Source organism: Micromonospora sp. D93 (assembly GCF_018070365.1).
Classification (GTDB): domain Bacteria; phylum Actinomycetota; class Actinomycetes; order Mycobacteriales; family Micromonosporaceae; genus Micromonospora; species Micromonospora ureilytica.
Map to the genome: position 1 here is coordinate 16,667 of NZ_JAGPXW010000013.1, position 16,353 is coordinate 33,019.

At 69.8% G+C, this 16,353-nt stretch carries 12 protein-coding genes and 1 pseudogene; 9 read left to right on the forward strand and 4 right to left on the reverse strand.

Going from position 1 to position 16,353, the window contains the following annotated elements:
• Positions 1 to 947: 947 nt before the first annotated feature.
• Both KBX71_RS16685 and KBX71_RS16690 read left to right on the forward strand, forming a co-directional pair.
• Positions 948 to 1,895 carry an NUDIX domain-containing protein gene (locus KBX71_RS16685; protein WP_374102611.1) on the forward strand — a complete coding sequence of 316 codons (948 nt, stop codon included), beginning with the start codon at positions 948 to 950 and terminating at the stop codon, positions 1,893 to 1,895.
• A gap of 347 nt (positions 1,896 to 2,242) precedes the next feature.
• Positions 2,243 to 3,178 (forward strand): phosphatidylcholine/phosphatidylserine synthase, encoded by a 936-nt coding sequence (locus tag KBX71_RS16690; RefSeq protein WP_210818948.1) that lies wholly within the window; start codon positions 2,243 to 2,245, stop codon positions 3,176 to 3,178.
• 57 nt (positions 3,179 to 3,235) lie between these two features.
• Here the strand turns inward: KBX71_RS16690 and KBX71_RS16695 are convergent, their stop codons facing one another.
• The 3 genes and pseudogenes from KBX71_RS16695 to KBX71_RS16705 all read right to left on the reverse strand — a co-directional run bounded on the left by KBX71_RS16695 (position 3,236) and on the right by KBX71_RS16705 (position 7,130).
• Positions 3,236 to 4,489 carry a phosphatidylserine decarboxylase gene (locus KBX71_RS16695; protein WP_210818949.1) on the reverse strand — a complete coding sequence of 418 codons (1,254 nt, stop codon included), beginning with the start codon at positions 4,487 to 4,489 and terminating at the stop codon, positions 3,236 to 3,238.
• Positions 4,490 to 5,076: 587 nt separating this feature from the next.
• Positions 5,077 to 5,325, reverse strand: a pseudogene (locus KBX71_RS16700) (hypothetical protein); the annotation flags it as partial.
• A complete protein-coding gene (locus KBX71_RS16705) occupies positions 5,322 to 7,130 on the reverse strand; it encodes a PspC domain-containing protein (protein ID WP_247683607.1) in 1,809 nt (602 codons plus the stop codon). The gene KBX71_RS16705 and the pseudogene KBX71_RS16700, both read right to left, overlap by 4 nt.
• Before the next feature lie 155 nt (positions 7,131 to 7,285).
• Between KBX71_RS16705 and KBX71_RS16710 the strand changes: the two genes are divergently transcribed.
• From KBX71_RS16710 to KBX71_RS16740, 7 genes are all read left to right on the forward strand, one after another.
• Positions 7,286 to 8,551, forward strand: coding sequence for an ATP-binding protein (locus tag KBX71_RS16710; RefSeq protein WP_124822691.1), 1,266 nt, complete (start codon positions 7,286 to 7,288; stop codon positions 8,549 to 8,551).
• Positions 8,552 to 8,553: 2 nt separating this feature from the next.
• Positions 8,554 to 9,240: a response regulator transcription factor gene (locus KBX71_RS16715; protein ID WP_196930416.1), complete on the forward strand. Its 687-nt coding sequence runs from the start codon at positions 8,554 to 8,556 to the stop codon at positions 9,238 to 9,240.
• Between the two features lie 607 nt (positions 9,241 to 9,847).
• A complete protein-coding gene (locus KBX71_RS16720; protein ID WP_210818950.1) occupies positions 9,848 to 11,488 on the forward strand; it encodes an ABC transporter substrate-binding protein in 1,641 nt (546 codons plus the stop codon).
• Between the two features lie 148 nt (positions 11,489 to 11,636).
• Complete coding sequence (locus tag KBX71_RS16725; protein WP_210818951.1) at positions 11,637 to 12,563, forward strand: ABC transporter permease; 927 nt, start codon at positions 11,637 to 11,639, stop codon at positions 12,561 to 12,563.
• Positions 12,556 to 13,524: an ABC transporter permease gene (locus KBX71_RS16730; protein WP_210818952.1), complete on the forward strand. Its 969-nt coding sequence runs from the start codon at positions 12,556 to 12,558 to the stop codon at positions 13,522 to 13,524. Before KBX71_RS16725 ends, KBX71_RS16730 begins: the two co-directional genes overlap by 8 nt.
• 25 nt (positions 13,525 to 13,549) lie before the next feature.
• Entirely contained in the window at positions 13,550 to 14,578 is a 1,029-nt protein-coding gene (locus tag KBX71_RS16735) for an ABC transporter ATP-binding protein (RefSeq protein ID WP_210819054.1), read from the forward strand.
• Positions 14,571 to 15,584, forward strand: coding sequence for an ABC transporter ATP-binding protein (locus KBX71_RS16740; RefSeq protein ID WP_210818953.1), 1,014 nt, complete (start codon positions 14,571 to 14,573; stop codon positions 15,582 to 15,584). Before KBX71_RS16735 ends, KBX71_RS16740 begins: the two co-directional genes overlap by 8 nt.
• Positions 15,585 to 15,722: 138 nt before the next feature.
• On the opposite strand, the gene KBX71_RS16745 is transcribed toward KBX71_RS16740, so the two are convergent.
• Entirely contained in the window at positions 15,723 to 16,118 is a 396-nt protein-coding gene (locus tag KBX71_RS16745; protein ID WP_210818954.1) for a chorismate mutase, read from the reverse strand.
• Between the last annotated feature and the right edge of the window lie 235 nt (positions 16,119 to 16,353).

Genomic DNA, 16,353 nt, shown 5'->3' on the forward strand with positions numbered 1-16,353 from the left:
ATCCTGGATATTGCGCGATCTTGAGCCCGGGAAGCCCCGTAGCGAAGGTCCGCGGGTATCCCGGGCAGGAAGCCCCGGCGCGATCCAGAACCCATTGGTGATCCACTCGGTTTCGCGCTTTCCGCCTCGCTCGGACACCGCGTCTTCAAGAAAACCGAGTCGATCATGCCGCCGGGACGGGTGCGGGCATCCTGCCGGGACGGGTGCGGGCATGCCGCCGGGACGGGTGCGCGCATCCTGCCGGGACGGGTGCGGGCATGCCGCCGGGACGGGTGCGGGCAATGCTGCCAGGACGGCCGCAAACTGCTCCGGCGCGGACCGCAGGCCGCGCGCCGGCACGGACGCACGACGGTGCCGCCCGTCGACCACGAGTTGGTGGGTGACGCCGACATTCGCGCGTCCGTTGGTGGGTGACGCCGACATTCGCGCGTCCGTTGACGCGTGGTCGGAGCGATCTGCGGTCGGGTCGGTGTGCCCCGAAGGGTGTGCCGTCGGGCACCCCCCCCGCCCCCCCCGCATGGGCCCCTCCAGTCCCTGATCAACTCGGATTCCTTGAAGGCGCGGCATCCCGGGTGCTGGGATACCGCGCCTTCTGTGAACCCGAGTTGATCACCGTTCGTCTCGACGGCCGTGACACGAATGGACGCCGCAATAGGGGCTAATGGAGCGAAGCGGGCATGCCTGCAAATCGGACGTAACCGGTCTCTATGGGTTGAAACGCCCTATCCAGTGGTCGGTTACCTTGGCCCGAGGGTCCTGCTGGTCAGTTCTGTGGGCTTCCGGTGCACGGCCTCGCGTTGATCATGATCTTATTGTCGGAGCGCGAGATGAACGGCGATAACTTCATGATCGACGGGCCTGGGGTGCAAAGCGGGGGTGGGCAAAGGGTGCAATTTGCGCGGCGAGTCGGGGCCTATGGGCTCTTGTGGGATTCGGGCCGGGTCCTGGTGATCAGGGATGGCGCGGAGGGTGAGTTTCCGGGCGTCTGGCGGTTGCCGGGCGGTGCCGTCGAACACGCCGAGCACCCGGAGCGCACCGTGGTCCGCGAGGTCGCCGAACAGGCCGGGCTGGCGGTGACGGTCACGCGACTGCTCGCGGTGGTCGCCGACGTGGTCGGTTTCCCGGAGGGCGACGCCGCGCTGCACGCCGACCGATTGATCTTCGAGCTCAGCATGCCGCACGGCGCGCGGGCCGAATGCGGACCGTCAGAGGGGACGCGGGCCGAGTGTGCGTCGTCCGAGGGTGCGCCCGCCGAGGGTGCGCGGTCCGAGGGGGCACGGTCCGAGGATGGGGTGCGGGGCGTCGGAGGTGGTCTGGTTGATCAGGCTCGCTGGCTGTCCCTACCGGAGGTGGCGGAGTTGCAGTTGACCCCGTTCACCGCCGAGGCGCTCGGTCTGCCGGTCACCCCACTGCCGCCCGGGACGCACCGGTCGCGGGACCTGTTCCCGCCGTCGCACCCCGACCGTCGGCTGCGCTTCGGGGCGTACGGGCTGGTCAGGGACCCGGCTGGGCGGATCCTGCTCACGCAGATCGCGAAGGGTTATCCGGGGGCCGGTCTGTGGCATCTGCCCGGCGGTGGCACCGATCATGGTGAGCAGCCGGCCACCGGGTTGCTCCGGGAGTTGGTCGAGGAGGGTGGGCAGGTGGGCCGGGTCGTGGAGCTGCTCGGCGTCAACAACCTGCACAATCCCGCCGCGCTGGGCCCGGAGGGCCGGCCTCTGGACTGGCATGGCGTACGGGTGATCTATCGGGTGCTGGTGGACGTACCTACCGATGCGGTGGTCACCGAATCCGCCGGAGGGTCGACGGCGCGGGCGGGGTGGTTCACTCGGGCCGAGGCGGTTGACCTGCCGTTGAGCGACATCGCTGCGCTTGCAATCGGACAGAGTGGTTGATAGCACTCTGCTCGGTGAGCCGAGATGGTGACCCTCCGGTACAGTCAGAGACGGGAATGATGGAGGAAACGGGCGATGAAGCCCGGGATGGGAACAAGCGGGCGGTTCGAGCGGTTTAAGCCAATATAAGTCCCGCCGGCAGCTATCGCCAAGCCATGTTCCCCTATGCGATGGTGTACTCCGCAAACGGCTGCCGGGGCAAGGCAAGGTCCGGCACGAGACAGCCGGGCACCCGCCACACGGCGGCTAGCAGATCCGGTGATGGAGGAAACGTGCCGAGAGCCCTATGGCGCCGGCGTCGTACTACTGACAGTCCGCGCCCCGCTGGGCGTCGCTGGGCGGGCCGGTTGCGCCGCAGCAGCACGTTCGCCCGCCAGGTGCTGTTGGTCCGGGTGGGTCGCCGCGACGACGACCTGACCCCGACCGAGCACCGGTACGCCGACCGGCAGCGCCGTCGCTACGGCCTGGACCGGCTCAGCCGACCGACACTGGGCGTGGACCCGACACTGGGCCTGGACCGGGCGGGCATCGACGCGGTCGTGCCGGTCAGCCCGGCAATGCCGCCGATGGCGCAGGCCGACGAGGCCCACACGATCCCGTTGCTCCCCGGCGAGCGCACCCTCGCGCGCCGGATGAAGTTCGGCCTGGTCAATGCCTGCACGCTGGCCAGCCTGATGCTCGGCATGCTGGCCATTTTCCTGGCCATGCAGGGCGAGGTGCGCATTGCCGCGCTCTGCCTGATCGCCTGTGTCGGCTTCGACGGTCTGGACGGCGCGCTGGCCCGACGGCTCGGTGTGGCCAGCCCGTTCGGCGCGCAGATGGACTCACTGGCCGACATGTGCTCGTTCGGTCTCGCCGCGCCGGTCGTGGTCTACGCCTCGCTCGCCGGCTCCGTTTCCACGGCCGCGGCGGCGGTGGCGTGCGCCCTGGTCGCGGCGTGTGCCGCGATTCGACTGGCCCGCTTCAACGTCTCGCCGAAGGACGGCCGTTTCTTCTGCGGCGTGCCCACCACCATGGCGGCGGCGGTGCTCGCCGTGACCGTGGCGATCGGCCTGCCGGTGCCCGGTGCCGTGCTGGTCGCCGGGGTGGCCCTGCTGGCGTTCGCGATGGTTTCGAGCTTCCCGTACGCCAAGCTCGCCCGCCTGGTGAAGCTGCCGCCGTGGCTGTGGTTGGCTCCGGTGATCGGCGCGCTTGTCGACATTCGGCTCACGTTCGCCCTGATCGTGGTGGGCTACCTGGTCAGCGGGCCGGTCCTCTGGCTGCGGCAGCGTCGTACCGCCTGATTTGAGCAGACAGAACGGGGCGCCGCGGACAGCGGCGCCCCGTTCGTCGTTCGCGGGTCAGCGCCAGCGGGCGATGACCGTGGACCCTCCGACCACCTTGTCGCCCGGCCCGACCAGCGGGTCCGCGGCGTCGGCGGGCAGGTAGACGTCGGTCCGGGAGCCGAACCGGATCAGCCCGAAGCGCTCGCCCTTGGCCAGCAGCGCGCCGATCGGCGCGCGCTGCACGATCCGGCGGGCGATCAGCCCGGTCCGCTGCGCGACCACCACCGGGCCGCGGGCGGTGTCCAGCACGGTGTACGCGGCGACGTTGTGCTCGGCGTCCGGCTTCATCGCGTTGACGAAGCCTCCGTCGGCGACGAAGTAGTCCACCACCTTGCCGGCGACCGGGGAGCGGTTGACGTGCACGTCCAGCACCGAGAGGAACACCGCGATCCGGAGCCACTCGCCGTCGCCGAAGCGCTCGTCGTAGAGCCGCTGCACCGACAGGACCTTCCCGTCCGCGCTGGCGACGACCGCGCTCGGGTCCTCCGGCACGTCCCGTTCCGGATCCCGGAAGAACGCGGCGACCGGCCCGGCGGCCAGCGCCGGCAGCAGCCACAGCTTGGACGACGGGCGCGCCACCCGGGCCAGCGCCGCGAGGCCCAGCGCGATGCCCGCCGCCGCCACGCCGTTGGAGTCGATGTGCATGCCCCGGGTCACCGGCACACTCGACGGCCGGTACGCGGGGGTCAGCCTGTCGGCGGTGGCCGGGTCGGCCGGGCTGAACCGCAGTCGGTAGACCCGCACCGGTGGCGAGTTGCGCAGCACCAGGTCGGCGCCGACGCCGTAGAGGGCGTCCTGTCGGGCCAGTTCGGCGGCGGCGCCCTCGGTCCGGCCGGGCGTGGCGACGGTCGCGACGCTCAGCATCGCCCCATCGGTCAGGTACTTGGCCAACCCCTCGACGGCGCTGCGGGTCGCTTCGGCGGTGCCGGTGAACACCTCACCGGCGACGACGACCCCGGCGGCCTCGGCTTCGGCCAGGGAGTCGACGACGTTCACCCGGTCGGCGACCCAGCGGCCCTGGGCGGTGACGTGCTCGCGGAGCGCCGCAGCGCCGAACGGCTCGGCGGGGACGACGGTGAGCCGGTCACCGGGGAGTAGCGCCTCGATCGCCGCGGCCAGCACCGCTGAGTCCGGGTTAACCCCGACCAGCAGGGCTGCCTTGGCGTCGTTGATGCGGGCCAACTCGGCGACGAGGGTACGGGCGGCTCGCTCGCCGATGCGGACCGGACCGGACCGGCCGGTGGTACGCACGGCGGAGGACTGGGTCATGTCGGGCGGGCTCCTGACGGGGGTAGAGACGGGAATCGCGGCGGGACCGCCATGGCGGGGACGGGCCGGCCGGCGGAGGCGAGATCTCCACCGGCCAGCATATGCGTCCGTCCGCGCCGGCCGCACCGCCGTGGGGATGCGGTGGACCGACGCGGCCCCGGCGCACGAGGTCAGGCCTCCCTGCGCGGACCGTCCCGCTCGTCGCCCGGCTGGTCGTCGACGCCCCCTGTCGGTTGGCCGGACCGGTTCGGTCCGTTCGCCTCGGCCGGCGCCGGGCGGTCGAGGAGCCCGATGGTCGGTTCCTCGTCCCCGTTGCCGGGTTGGCCGGAGACGGGCTCGGTCGGTGGCTCCGTTGGCGGATGTGCCAGCCAGGCCGGGTGGATCACGTCGGTGGTCGGCGCATCCTCCGCCCGCGCCTCGGTGGTCGGCGTCGCCAGGATCGGGTCCGAGACGAGCGTCGGGTCCGAGGACGGAGCGTCCCAGGTGGACCGTTCGGCCTCCCAGACCGGTAGGGCCGCGCCGGACGTCGACGTGGCGGCGCCGGAGACCGGCACGGGCGTGCCGGAGATGGGTGCGCCGGAGACGGACGTGCCGGAGACGGGCGAGACGGCTTCGGCGGCACCGGCCTCGGCGGGGGGCGCCGGCTGGCTCGGGCGACCCGAGCGCAGAGCGCCGACCAACCCGAAGACCCCGATCAGGATGAGTGCGCCGGCCAGGAACCAGCCGACCGGCGGCAGCGCCAGCCCGAGTAGTTGGGCGAGCAGCCACCAGGCGGACAGCGCCAGGAACACGAGCCCGAAGGCGAACGACACCAGATCTGTGCGGTGAGCCTTCACCGGGTCACCTCCAGGTTGCCGGCATTGACATGGATGTAGAGGCGCAGGGTCCCGCCGCCGGGGCCGTCCGCGCCGACGTCTGTGGATTCCCGCAGGCGGCCGTCCAGCCCGCCGGAGCGGTTGCCGAAGACCTTGGCGTCACCCGCGTTGACGTCGGCCACTGTGGTGACGTCCACGTTCGGAGGGACGACCACTGTTGCCTGGCCGAAGTTGACGGCCACTGTCACCTGGCTGTCCCGTTTCGCGAAGTCGATCCCGCGCAGGTCGAGCACGGCGTCACCGAAGCTGTTCTCGTACCGGTCCGCCAGGTCGCGGTAGTCGGTGGGCGCCCAGGTCACCGCGCCGTCGACTCCCCGGATCCGGTCGTAGGACTCGGCGACGGTCGCCGTGCCCAACGCCGCCGCGGTCACCAGACCGAGCGCGATGAGCCAGCGGGCCCGCCCGAACCACGTCCCGACCAGCAGTCCCAGCGCGATCGTGGCCAATGCGGCCGCGAAGTACGCCGAGGCGCTGATGGCGAAGACGTCCAGCAGGTCGAGCAGGGCGACGAGCCCGAGCACCAGGAAGATCAGCGAGAAGGTCACCGCGCCGAGCGGCGACCGCTCCTTGGGGCGCTTCGGCGGCTTCGGTGGCTTGGGCGGAGGAGGGGCGGCCGGGGCCGGCGAAGCGTACGGGCCGTGTGGCGCGAACGGGGGGCGGTAACCGGAGGGCGGCGGGGCGGTCGGATAGCCGGCCGGGGCAGCGGGTGTGCTGCTCACCGGTGCCGATGGCCAGCCAGCGCCGGACATGGCGCTGCTCGGCCAGCCCGGCTGGGCAGCCGCCGTGGTGGCCGGTTGCCCGGACAACGGGCCCATCCCGGACACCGGCTGCGTCGTGGTGGGGGGCAACGGACCGGCGGACGGCGGCACGTCGTACGCCGGGATGGTGACGGTGGGCGCTGCGCCCGTCGTGGTGGCGTACCCCGGACTGGTGCCGAACATCGGCGGCGTCGCCGCTGGGCCGGTCGACGGCGCCGGGCCGTACGACGGTGCGGGCCAGGCCGTCGGCGGGACGACCGGGCCGGCCGGGTTGCCGGACGGTGCGCCGGGCGGCGGACCGCCCGGAGTGCCGGGACGTGGATTGCGGCCGTCCCTGTTGAGCAGGAGCGCGCCGGCGACCAGGATGGCCGCGCCGAGCAGCACCGCGCGGAAGGCGTCGGTGACGATGTACGCGAAGCTGGCCGCGACCAGGATGCCCAAGACGATCACCGTCACCGGCGACATGCTGGAGCGACCGCGCCCGAGCATGGACTCGACGGGGGACGCGGTGTCGCCCTCGTTCGGGATGATCAGCCAGGCGGCGACGTACACCAGGATGCCGATGCCCCCGAAGAACCCGAGCACCGCGAGCAGCACCCGCCAGAGCACCGGATCGGTGTTCGTGGCGCGCCCGATCGCCGCGCAGACGCCGGCCAGATACCGCCCCTCACGCGGTCGGACCAGCCCGTACCGTGAGGTGAAGCCGGTGCCGCCCAGCGGCGGTGGCGGCGCGGACGGACCGGGGCCACCCGGCCCGGGTGGCGTGCCGCCCGGTCCGTAGCCGGTGCCCGCCGCGAACCCCGGGCCTGGGCCGTAGCCCGCCGGGGGCGGCCCGTAGCCGTCGGCCGGACCGCCGGGTGTGGTGTCGGCGGTCGCGTCGGTGCCAGCGTGCGGACCGAACGTGCTGGGCTCGGTCCATTCGGTGGGCGTTGTGGTGGGCGGGGGCGGTGCTGAACCGCCCGGCTGTGCCGACCCCGGTCGGGGCGGCGGGGCAGCTTCCTCGGTCATGCTTCGATCCTGCTGCCCGGTCCACCCGAACGACCTCAGGACCCGACCCTGACCCCACCCTGAGATCCGGCGGCCGGAATGTCGGGGGCGTCCCCGTGGTCGTGGACGCCGCAGCGTGTGACGATCGAGTCACCGACCTCGACCTGTCCGCCACCGTGACCAGGGAGCCTCCGATCAGCACCGTGACCTCGCCCCCGCGCCTCTACCGCGCTCCGGAGCACCGGATGGCCGCCGGCGTCGCCGCCGGTATCGCCGACCATCTCGGCATCTCGGTGCTGCGGGTGCGTGTCGCGTTCATGGTTCTGCTCGGGCTGAGCGGGCTCGGCCTGCTGCTCTACGCGGCCTTCTGGGCGGTGGTGCCGCTGCGTCCCGGTGACACCGCGGTGCCGCCCCGGCGGGACGTCGCCCAGCTCCTGCCGTTCGTGGGGATCGGGCTGGGTGTCCTGTTGATCCAGGTGATGGTCTTCGACTCGGTCGGCGCGGCCGGCACCGCCGGTTGGTTGGTGGCGATCATCGCGGTCGGCGCAGGGGTCATCTGGCACCAGTCCGCGCCCGAGCGGCGGCGACAGTGGGGCGAGGCGATGCCGGTGCCCTGGCTCGGCGCGGTCGTCGAGGAGAGCGACCGGCGGGCCTTCGTGCTCCGGTTCATCGGCGGGGGAGTGCTGGTCGCGGTCGGCATCATCGGTGTCGCGGCCGTCTACTCGCCGGCACAGAACTTCGACGCGGTGATCAATGGCGTGATCTTCGCGCTGGTCGGGTTGGCGGGCGTCGGCGTGGTCGCCGCGCCGGTGCTGTGGCGGACGTACAGTCAGCTCCGCTCGGAGCGCGAGGGGCGCATCCGCGAGCAGGAGCGGGCCGAGTTGGCCGCGATGGTGCACGACCAGGTGTTGCACACGTTGGCCCTGATCCAGCGCAACGCCGGCGACGTCAAGACGGTGCAGCGGCTGGCCCGAGGGCAGGAGCGTTCCCTGCGCAACTGGCTCTACAAGCCGACCGCCTCCCCGAGCGAACGCTTCGCCGCCGCTCTGGAACAGGCCGCCGCCGAGGTCGAGGACACCTTCGCGATCAGCGTGGAGACGGTGGTGGTGGGGGACCGGGAGACCGACGAGAAGGTCGGCGCGCTGGTCGCGGCCGCGCGGGAGGCGTTGGTGAACGCGGCCCGACACGCCGGCGTGCAGACCGTGTCCCTCTACGCCGAGGTGGAGCCGGATCAGGTAAGCGTCTTCGTCCGGGACCGGGGTAAGGGCTTCGATCCGGATACGGTGGAGGACCACCGGCACGGCGTAAGCGGCTCGATCATCGGGCGGATGAAGCGGCACGGCGGACGGGCCGAAATCCGGTCCGGCCCGGGGGAGGGGACCGAGGTCCGGCTGATTCTGCCGATCTCCCGGGACTCGTCCGCAGCGGAGAGGAACAGATGACCATGGCCGAGCAGCCGACCGAGCACCTCGACCCGGCGGAGGCCCGCCCCGAGCGCCTGCGGGTGTTCCTGGTGGACGACCACGCCATGTTCCGGGCCGGTGTGCGCGCGGAGTTGGGCGCCCACGTCGAGGTGGTGGGCGAGGCGAGCACGGTGGCCGAGGCGATCACCCGGATCGCCTCCGTCGGCCCGGACGTGGTGCTGCTCGACGTGCACATGCCCGACGGTGGCGGTCGCGCGGTGCTGGAGGCGATGCGGCGTACGCACCCGCAGGTCAAGTTCCTCGCGTTGAGCGTCTCCGACGCGGCGGAGGACGTGATCGGGCTGATCCGCGCAGGGGCCCGGGGGTACGTCACCAAGACCATCTCCCCGGACGAGTTGGCTGCCGCGATCCGTCGCGTGGCCGACGGGGACGCGGTGTTCAGCCCACGGCTGGCCGGTTTCGTGCTGGACGCCTTCGCGGCCCGGCCGGACGCACCGGTGGCCGACCCGGAGCTGGACCAGCTCACCAACCGTGAACGGGAGGTGCTGCGGCTGCTGGCCCGGGGGTACGCGTACAAGGAGATCGCCAAGGAGCTGTTCATCTCCATCAAGACGGTGGAGACGCACGTGTCGAACGTGCTGCGCAAGCTTCAGATGTCCAACCGCTACGAGCTGTCCCGGTGGGCGGCGGATCGCCGTCTCGTTTGACGGTGTGTCGCCGGCGACGAGGATCGACGGTGTTTCGTCGGCGACGAGGATCAGAGAAACGTCAGGCGCGCCCTCGTACACCCAGACGATGATCGTGTCCGGGTAGCCCTGGGCACCCTCATCCGGATGGGTCGAAACATGAGTGGTGACGGACGTCCCACCGGCCCGGGGCGACCTCGGGGCTGGCGCACGGACCGAGGCCGGCTTTCCGGGTCGCGCAACGTATTTCCTGCTCAGTGCCACCTCCGACGACCGTTTTATGATCATTTTTCAAGTATCGGCAACGTGGCGGGCAACTAACGGCTTGATAACGGCACCTTCACGGAAGAGGCCAGTGGGTGTCACAGTGGCAGCACCTCACCATCGGTGTGTGGCACTCCGTACGCCCCACGACCACGATTCTGCCGATAACGGCGGCCCGTGGCTGTGTCGATTGCGTCGTGTCACGCCTCGTTGGCGGGGGAGCCCGGCGGATCGGAACATCAGGGGTGTCCCCAACTTCCCTGTGGTCCCGGCGACCCCCGCCCCGGGGTGGTCGGGCGGTGTCACCCCCAAACGTGCGTGAAACCCACGACGGAACCTGGTTAGAAAGAGGAGGCCCCTCGGAATGAGAGTCTCGAAGCGGGCGACGAGCGCGATCGCGCTCAGCGCGGCTGTCGCGCTTGTCGCGACCGGTTGCTCGAGCGGCGACGACGACGGCGATACTGCTGCCAGCGCCGACGGTGCGATCGTTGTGCACGGTGTCCAGCCGGAGAACCCGCTGGTCCCGTCGAACACCACGGAGACCGGTGGCGGCAAGATCGTCGACTGGCTGTGGACCGGCCTGGTCGAGTACCCGAACGACGGTGGGGCCCCGCGTAACGCGCTGGCGGAGTCCATCAACACCACGGACTCCAAGGTCTTCACGATCAAGATCAAGGCCGGTACCAAGTTCCACGACGGTACCGAGGTCAAGGCGAAGAACTTCGTCGACGCCTGGAACTGGGCCGCCTACTCGCCGAACGGCGCGCAGAACGGCACCTTCTTCGCGGACATCGCGGGCTTCGAGCAGACCTACACCTCGGACCCCGATGGCGCGGACGGCCCGAAGAAGGCTCCCGAGCCGACGGCCAAGGAGATGTCCGGCCTGAAGGTCATCGACGAGCAGACCTTCGAGGTCACCCTGGGAGCGCCGACCGCGGTCTTCCCGACCAAGCTCGGTTACAGCGCCTTCATGCCGCTGCCGGACGCCTTCTTCGCCCAGAAGCCGGAAGAGTTCGGCCGCAAGCCGATCGGCAACGGCCCGGTGAAGTTCGTGTCGTGGGAGGACAACGCCCTCATCAAGCTGACGCGCTTCGACGACTACAATCTTCGCGACAAGATGAAGATCAAGGACGTCGACGTCAAGCTCTACCAGGACGACAACGCCGCCTACGCCGATCTGCTGGCCAACAACCTCGACTTCATGGAGGTTGTCCCCACCTCGGCGCTCGCCGGTGACAAGTGGAAGACCGACCTCGGTGACCGGGGCCGCTCGACCGTTACCCCGTCGACCGCGTTCATCGCGTTCCCGATCTACGACAAGCGCTTCGCGAACCCGAAGCTGCGTCGTGCGGTGTCACTGTCGATCAACCGGCAGGAGATCTCCGACAAGATCTTCTTCGGTACCCGCAAGCCTGCCGACAGCTGGGCGAACCCGCTGACCCCGGGTGCCAAGCCGGGTAACTGCACCGCCTGCAAGTTCGACGTGGCCACGGCCAAGACGCTGCTCGCCGAGGCCGGTGGCTTCACCGGTGAGATGGTCTTCTACTACAACGCGGACTCCGCCCACAAGGACTGGATGGACGCCGTCGCGCAGCAGGTCAAGACCAACCTCAACATCAACGCCCGGGCCGAGGGTGTGCCGACCTTCGCGGTGTTCCGCCAGAACATCAACGCCCACAAGATGACCGGCCCGTACCGTGCTGCCTGGCAGCAGGACTACCCGGACGTCGAGAACTGGGTCAACCCGCTGTTCGTCACGAACGGCTCCTCGAACGACGGCCTCTACACCAACCCCGAGGTCGACACCCTTGCCAAGCAGGCCAGTGCCGCGCCGAGCCTGGAGGCCTCGCACGAGGCGTTCGCCAAGGCCGTCGAGAAGGTCGACCAGGACGTCCCGAGCATCCCGATCTACTTCTACGGCCAGCAGTCCGGCCACTCGGAGAAGATCAAGAAGCTCGAGCTGAACAACGTCGGCGAGATCGACATCACCTCGGTCGAGCTCTGATCCGAACGGTCTGACCCCGGGTCGGGCTCGCCACATCCGGTGAGCCCGACCCGGGGCCGTTCCGCGATTGGGTGTTACAACACTCCACTCGCACGTTGTCACCACCGTGTCGGCCGTCCGACGCGCCCCCTGTCTGGAGGACCACCCCATGGGCCGTTATCTGTTGAGACGGCTGCTCCAACTCGTGCCGGTCTTCATCGGTACGACGTTCCTGATCTACTGGCTCGTCTGGGCCGTTCCGGGCGATCCGTTCGCCGGCAAGTGCGGTGAGCGCCGCTGCCCGGACCAGTACATCGCCTTCATGACCGAGAAGTACCACCTCGACCAGAATGTCTTCGTGCAGTACGGCAACTACATGAAGAACCTGCTCCAGGGCGACTTCGGTCAGACGTACCGGCAGACCGAGATCAGCGACATCATCGCGACTGCCTACCCGAATACCCTGAAGCTGGCTGTCGTGGCGCTCGCCATCGAGGCGATCATCGGCCTCGGCGCCGGTGTGCTGAGCGGTCTGCGGCGTAACGGCTTCCTGGACAACCTGGTCCTGGTCTCCACCCTCTTCCTGATCGCGCTGCCGGTCTTCGTGGTCGGCTTCGTGCTGCAGTGGCTGCTGGGTGTGCAGTGGGGCATCATCAAGCCGACCGTCTCCTCCGAGATGCGGTGGTCCGAGCTGATCGTGCCCGGGTTCGTGCTTGGCAGCGCGTCAGTGGCGTACATCGCCCGGGTGGCAAGAACGAGCATCGCCGAGAACCGTCGCGCCGACTACGTGCGCACCGCCATCGCCAAGGGCCTGCCGATGCGGCGGGTGGTGGGTGTGCACCTGCTGCGCAACTCCCTCATCCCGGTGGTGACCCTGCTCGGCACCGACCTCGGTGCCCTGATGGGTGGCGCGATCGTCACCGAGGGAATCTTCGGCATCAACGGAATCGGCCGCCAGGTCTTCCGGGCGATCATCACCAAGGAAAGCGCCACGGTGGTAGGCATCGTGGTCGTCCTGGTGCTGGTCTATCTCGTGATGAACCTGCTGGTTGACCTGCTCTACGCCGCCCTGGACCCGAGGATCCGTTATGAGTGACCCGAGTACCACATCGATCGTCAGCACCCCTGGCGCACACCCCACCGACTCCGCCGCCCCCGCCACCGCGGGCCAGCCGCAGAGCAACGAGAAGCCGCGCGGCCTGCTCGGCGACGCCTGGCGGGACCTGCGGCGCAAGCCGCTGTTCTGGATCTCGGCCACGCTGATCGTGATCTTCCTGCTGATGGCGGCCTTCCCGGCGCTGTTCGCCCCGGGCGACGCGGTCAACGGCTCGCTGTCCCGCAGCCTCGACAAGCCGTCCGCCAATGGCTGGTTCGGCTACGACGTGCAGGGTCGTGACGTCTACGCCCGGGTCATCTACGGCGCACGGGCCTCCATCGTGGTCGCCGTGCTCTCCGTAATGGGCACCCTGCTCATCGGCGGAACCATGGGCATCATCTCCGGCTACCGCGGTGGCTGGGTGGACGCGCTGCTCAGCCGGATCGCCGACGTCTTCTTCGGTCTGCCCTTCGTGCTCGGCGCGATCGTCATCCTGACCACGTTCAACGGGTCGGGCGCCGGCAACAGCAAGGCCCAGATCATGGGCCTGGTGACCGCGTCACTGATCGTGCTGAGCTGGCCGGTCGTGATGCGGCTGATGCGCTCCTCGGTGCTCGCCACCAAGGAGGCCGACTACATCGTGGCGGCCCGCGCGCTGGGTGCCGGCACCGGCCGGATCATCCTCAAGCACCTGCTGCCGAACTGCCTGGCCCCGCTGCTGGTCTACGGCACGATCATGGTCGGCTCGTTCATCGGCGCCGAGGCCACCCTGTCGTTCCTGGGCGTCGGTCTGAAGTCGCCCGTGGTGTCCTGGGGCATCATGATCAGTGATGGGCAGAATTTTGTCCGGGTCGCGCCAGGGCTGGTGTTCTTCCCCGCCGCGTTCCTCGTCACCGCAGTGCTGAGCTTCGTGATGCTCGGTGAGTCGGTCCGCGAGGCCCTCGATCCGAAACTCCGCTAGGGGAGATCCAGTGTCCGACATTCTCGTGTCCGAGCAATCCGCGCCGGGACCCGGCGGGTCCGGACGTCCCTCCGGCCGGCTGCTCGAGGTCGACGACCTGCGGGTGGAGTTCCGTACCCGGGACGGCGTCGCAAAGGTCATCAACGGGGTCACGTACCACGTCGACGCGGGGGAGACCCTCGCCGTGCTCGGCGAGTCCGGCTCCGGTAAGAGCGTCACGGCGCAGACCATCATGGGCATCCTCGACACGCCGCCCGGCTTCGTCACCGGTGGGCAGGTCCGCTTCCACGGCAAGGACATGCTCCGCATGTCCGACGAGGAGCGCCGCCGCATCCGCGGCGAGGGCATCGCGATGATCTTCCAGGACGCGCTCTCCGCGCTGAACCCCGTCTTCACCGTAGGGTTCCAGATCGCCGAGCAGTTCCGGGTCCGGCGGGGCATGGGCCGCGCGGAGGCCAAGAAGCGCGCGATCGACATGCTCGACCAGGTCAAGATCCCGAACGCCAAGGGTCGGTTCAACAACTACCCGCACCAGTTCTCCGGCGGTATGCGGCAGCGCGCGATGATCGCGATGTCGCTGGCGCTCGACCCGGAGGTGCTGATCGCGGACGAGCCGACCACCGCCCTCGACGTGACAGTGCAGGCCCAGATCATGGACCTGCTCGCCGAGCTTCAGCGCGAGCGGCAGATGGGCATGATCCTGATCACCCACGACCTCGGCGTGGTCGCCGACGTCGCGGACCGGATCGCGGTCATGTACGCGGGCCGGATCGTCGAGGAAGCCGACGTGTACGAGCTGTACGCCAAGCCGGCGCACCCGTACACGCTGGGTCTGATCGACTCGATCCCGCGCCTCGACGAGAAGGGGCAGCAGCTCCGGACGATCAAGGGCCTCCCGCCGAACCTGATGAACATCCCGCCGGGCTGCCCGTTCAACCCGCGGTGCCCGATGGCTCAGCCGGTGTGCCGGGAGAAGGTCCCGCCGCTGCTGCAGATCGGCCCCGCCCGGGCCAGCGCCTGCCACTTCGCCGAGGAGCTGGTGAACCGTGTCTGAGAACATCCTCGAGGTCAATGACCTGGTCAAGCACTACCCCGTCACCCAGGGTGTGGTGTTCAAGAAGACCGTCGGTCAGGTCAAGGCGGTCGACGGGGTCTCGTTCGGTCTGCGCGCCGGCGAGACGCTCGGTGTGGTCGGCGAGTCCGGCTGCGGCAAGTCGACGCTCGCCCGGGTGCTGATGAACCTGGAGAAGCCGACCGCCGGCAACGTGCTCTACAAGGGCCAGGACATCTCCAAGCTCTCCGGTGGGGCGCTGCGACGCCTGCGCCGGCAGATCCAGCTGGTGATGCAGGACCCGTACACCTCGCTGAACCCGCGGATGACCGTCGGCGACCTGCTCGGCGAGCCGTTCGAGATCCACCCTGAGGTGGCGCCGAAGGGTAGCCGCCGGGCCAAGGTCAGGGAGCTGCTCGACCTGGTCGGGCTCAACCCGGAGCACATCAACAGGTACCCGCACCAGTTCTCCGGCGGTCAGCGTCAGCGCATCGGCATCGCCCGCGCGCTCGCGCTGCGGCCCGAGATCATCGTCTGCGACGAGCCGGTGTCGGCGCTGGACGTCTCCATCCAGGCCCAGGTCATGAACCTGCTGGAGCAGTTGCAGGGCGAGTTCGGCCTCTCCTACGTCTTCATCGCGCACGACCTGTCGGTGGTCCGCCACCTCTCGGACCGGGTCGCGGTGATGTACCTCGGCAAGATCGTCGAGATCGGCACCGAGGACGAGATCTACGAGCGGCCGACCCACCCGTACACCCAGGCTCTGCTCTCCGCGGTGCCGGTGCCGGACCCGACGCAGCGGAACAACAAGACGATCATCCGGCTCACGGGTGACGTGCCGTCGCCGATCAGCCCGCCCTCGGGCTGCCGGTTCCGGACCCGCTGCTGGAAGGCACAGGACGTCTGCGCCGAGCAGGTCCCGCTGCTGGAGATCCGGCGCGACTCGGACCACCCGAGCGCCTGCCACTTCGCGGCGAAGCGCGAGGTCGTCGCCACCCACGAGATGTGAGTCACCGGGACCGCCTGCCGCCGTCACCACGACGACGGCAGGCGGTTTCGTCTGTCCGGGACCCGGACCGGCGACACGTCGCACAGCGGCCCACGCCGCGTCAGTGGGCCGTGTGACCCAACAGTGGGCCGGTGCTGCTCACAGCGGGCCGCGGCCCGCGCGGAGCAGCAGCAGGGCCAACTGGGTGCCGTCGGCACCGAGCACAGCCCGGAACCGCTCCAGGATCTCCCGTTCCCGGGAGAGGACCAGGCGGGTCCCACCGGACGCCATCCGGGTCACCCCGACCTCCTGGGACAACGCGGCCCGCTCCTGCCAGAGTGTGATCAACGCGTGGTCGATCTCGTCGATTCGTTCCCTGATCTGCACGATCCGCGCGACGGCGGACGGCTCCTCGGTGCCGGTCTGCTGCTCGGCCGGCTCGGTGTCCGCACCCGACGGCGGTGTGGCCACCGCCGGCTCGGCCCCCTGCGCCGCGGACTGCCCAGACTCTGGCCGGATCGGCCCGCCGCTCTGCTCTATCACGTCTGTCATCATCGGGTACCTCTCGCGGTGTGGTGCCCGGTGCCCGGAACCTGGGACGGAAAAGCCCCGGACTCCAGGAGCCCGGGGCTTTAGCAGGTCTGAATCGATCAGGCGCGACCTACGGCAGCCGGACTCCCGGTGCCATAGTAAAAGTAGTAGCGCGCAGTGATCACGCCGTCGAGTATGCCCACGTCGTTGCCGGGTACGCAAGCATCCCGCGTCGCGAAGAGCGCCTTTCTCACCGGTG

What these genes read in the sequence shown, in the direction of transcription:
- KBX71_RS16695 (WP_210818949.1), bottom strand. Translation starts at nt 4,489, where the DNA reads ATGACCCAGTCCTCCGCCGTGCGTACCACCGGCCGGTCCGGTCCGGTC.
- KBX71_RS16705 (WP_247683607.1), bottom strand. Translation starts at nt 7,130, where the DNA reads ATGACCGAGGAAGCTGCCCCGCCGCCCCGACCGGGGTCGGCACAGCCG.
- KBX71_RS16715 (WP_196930416.1), top strand. Translation starts at nt 8,554, where the DNA reads ATGGCCGAGCAGCCGACCGAGCACCTCGACCCGGCGGAGGCCCGCCCC.
- KBX71_RS16720 (WP_210818950.1), top strand. Translation starts at nt 9,848, where the DNA reads ATGAGAGTCTCGAAGCGGGCGACGAGCGCGATCGCGCTCAGCGCGGCT.
- KBX71_RS16725 (WP_210818951.1), top strand. Translation starts at nt 11,637, where the DNA reads ATGGGCCGTTATCTGTTGAGACGGCTGCTCCAACTCGTGCCGGTCTTC.
- KBX71_RS16730 (WP_210818952.1), top strand. Translation starts at nt 12,556, where the DNA reads ATGAGTGACCCGAGTACCACATCGATCGTCAGCACCCCTGGCGCACAC.
- KBX71_RS16745 (WP_210818954.1), bottom strand. Translation starts at nt 16,118, where the DNA reads ATGATGACAGACGTGATAGAGCAGAGCGGCGGGCCGATCCGGCCAGAG.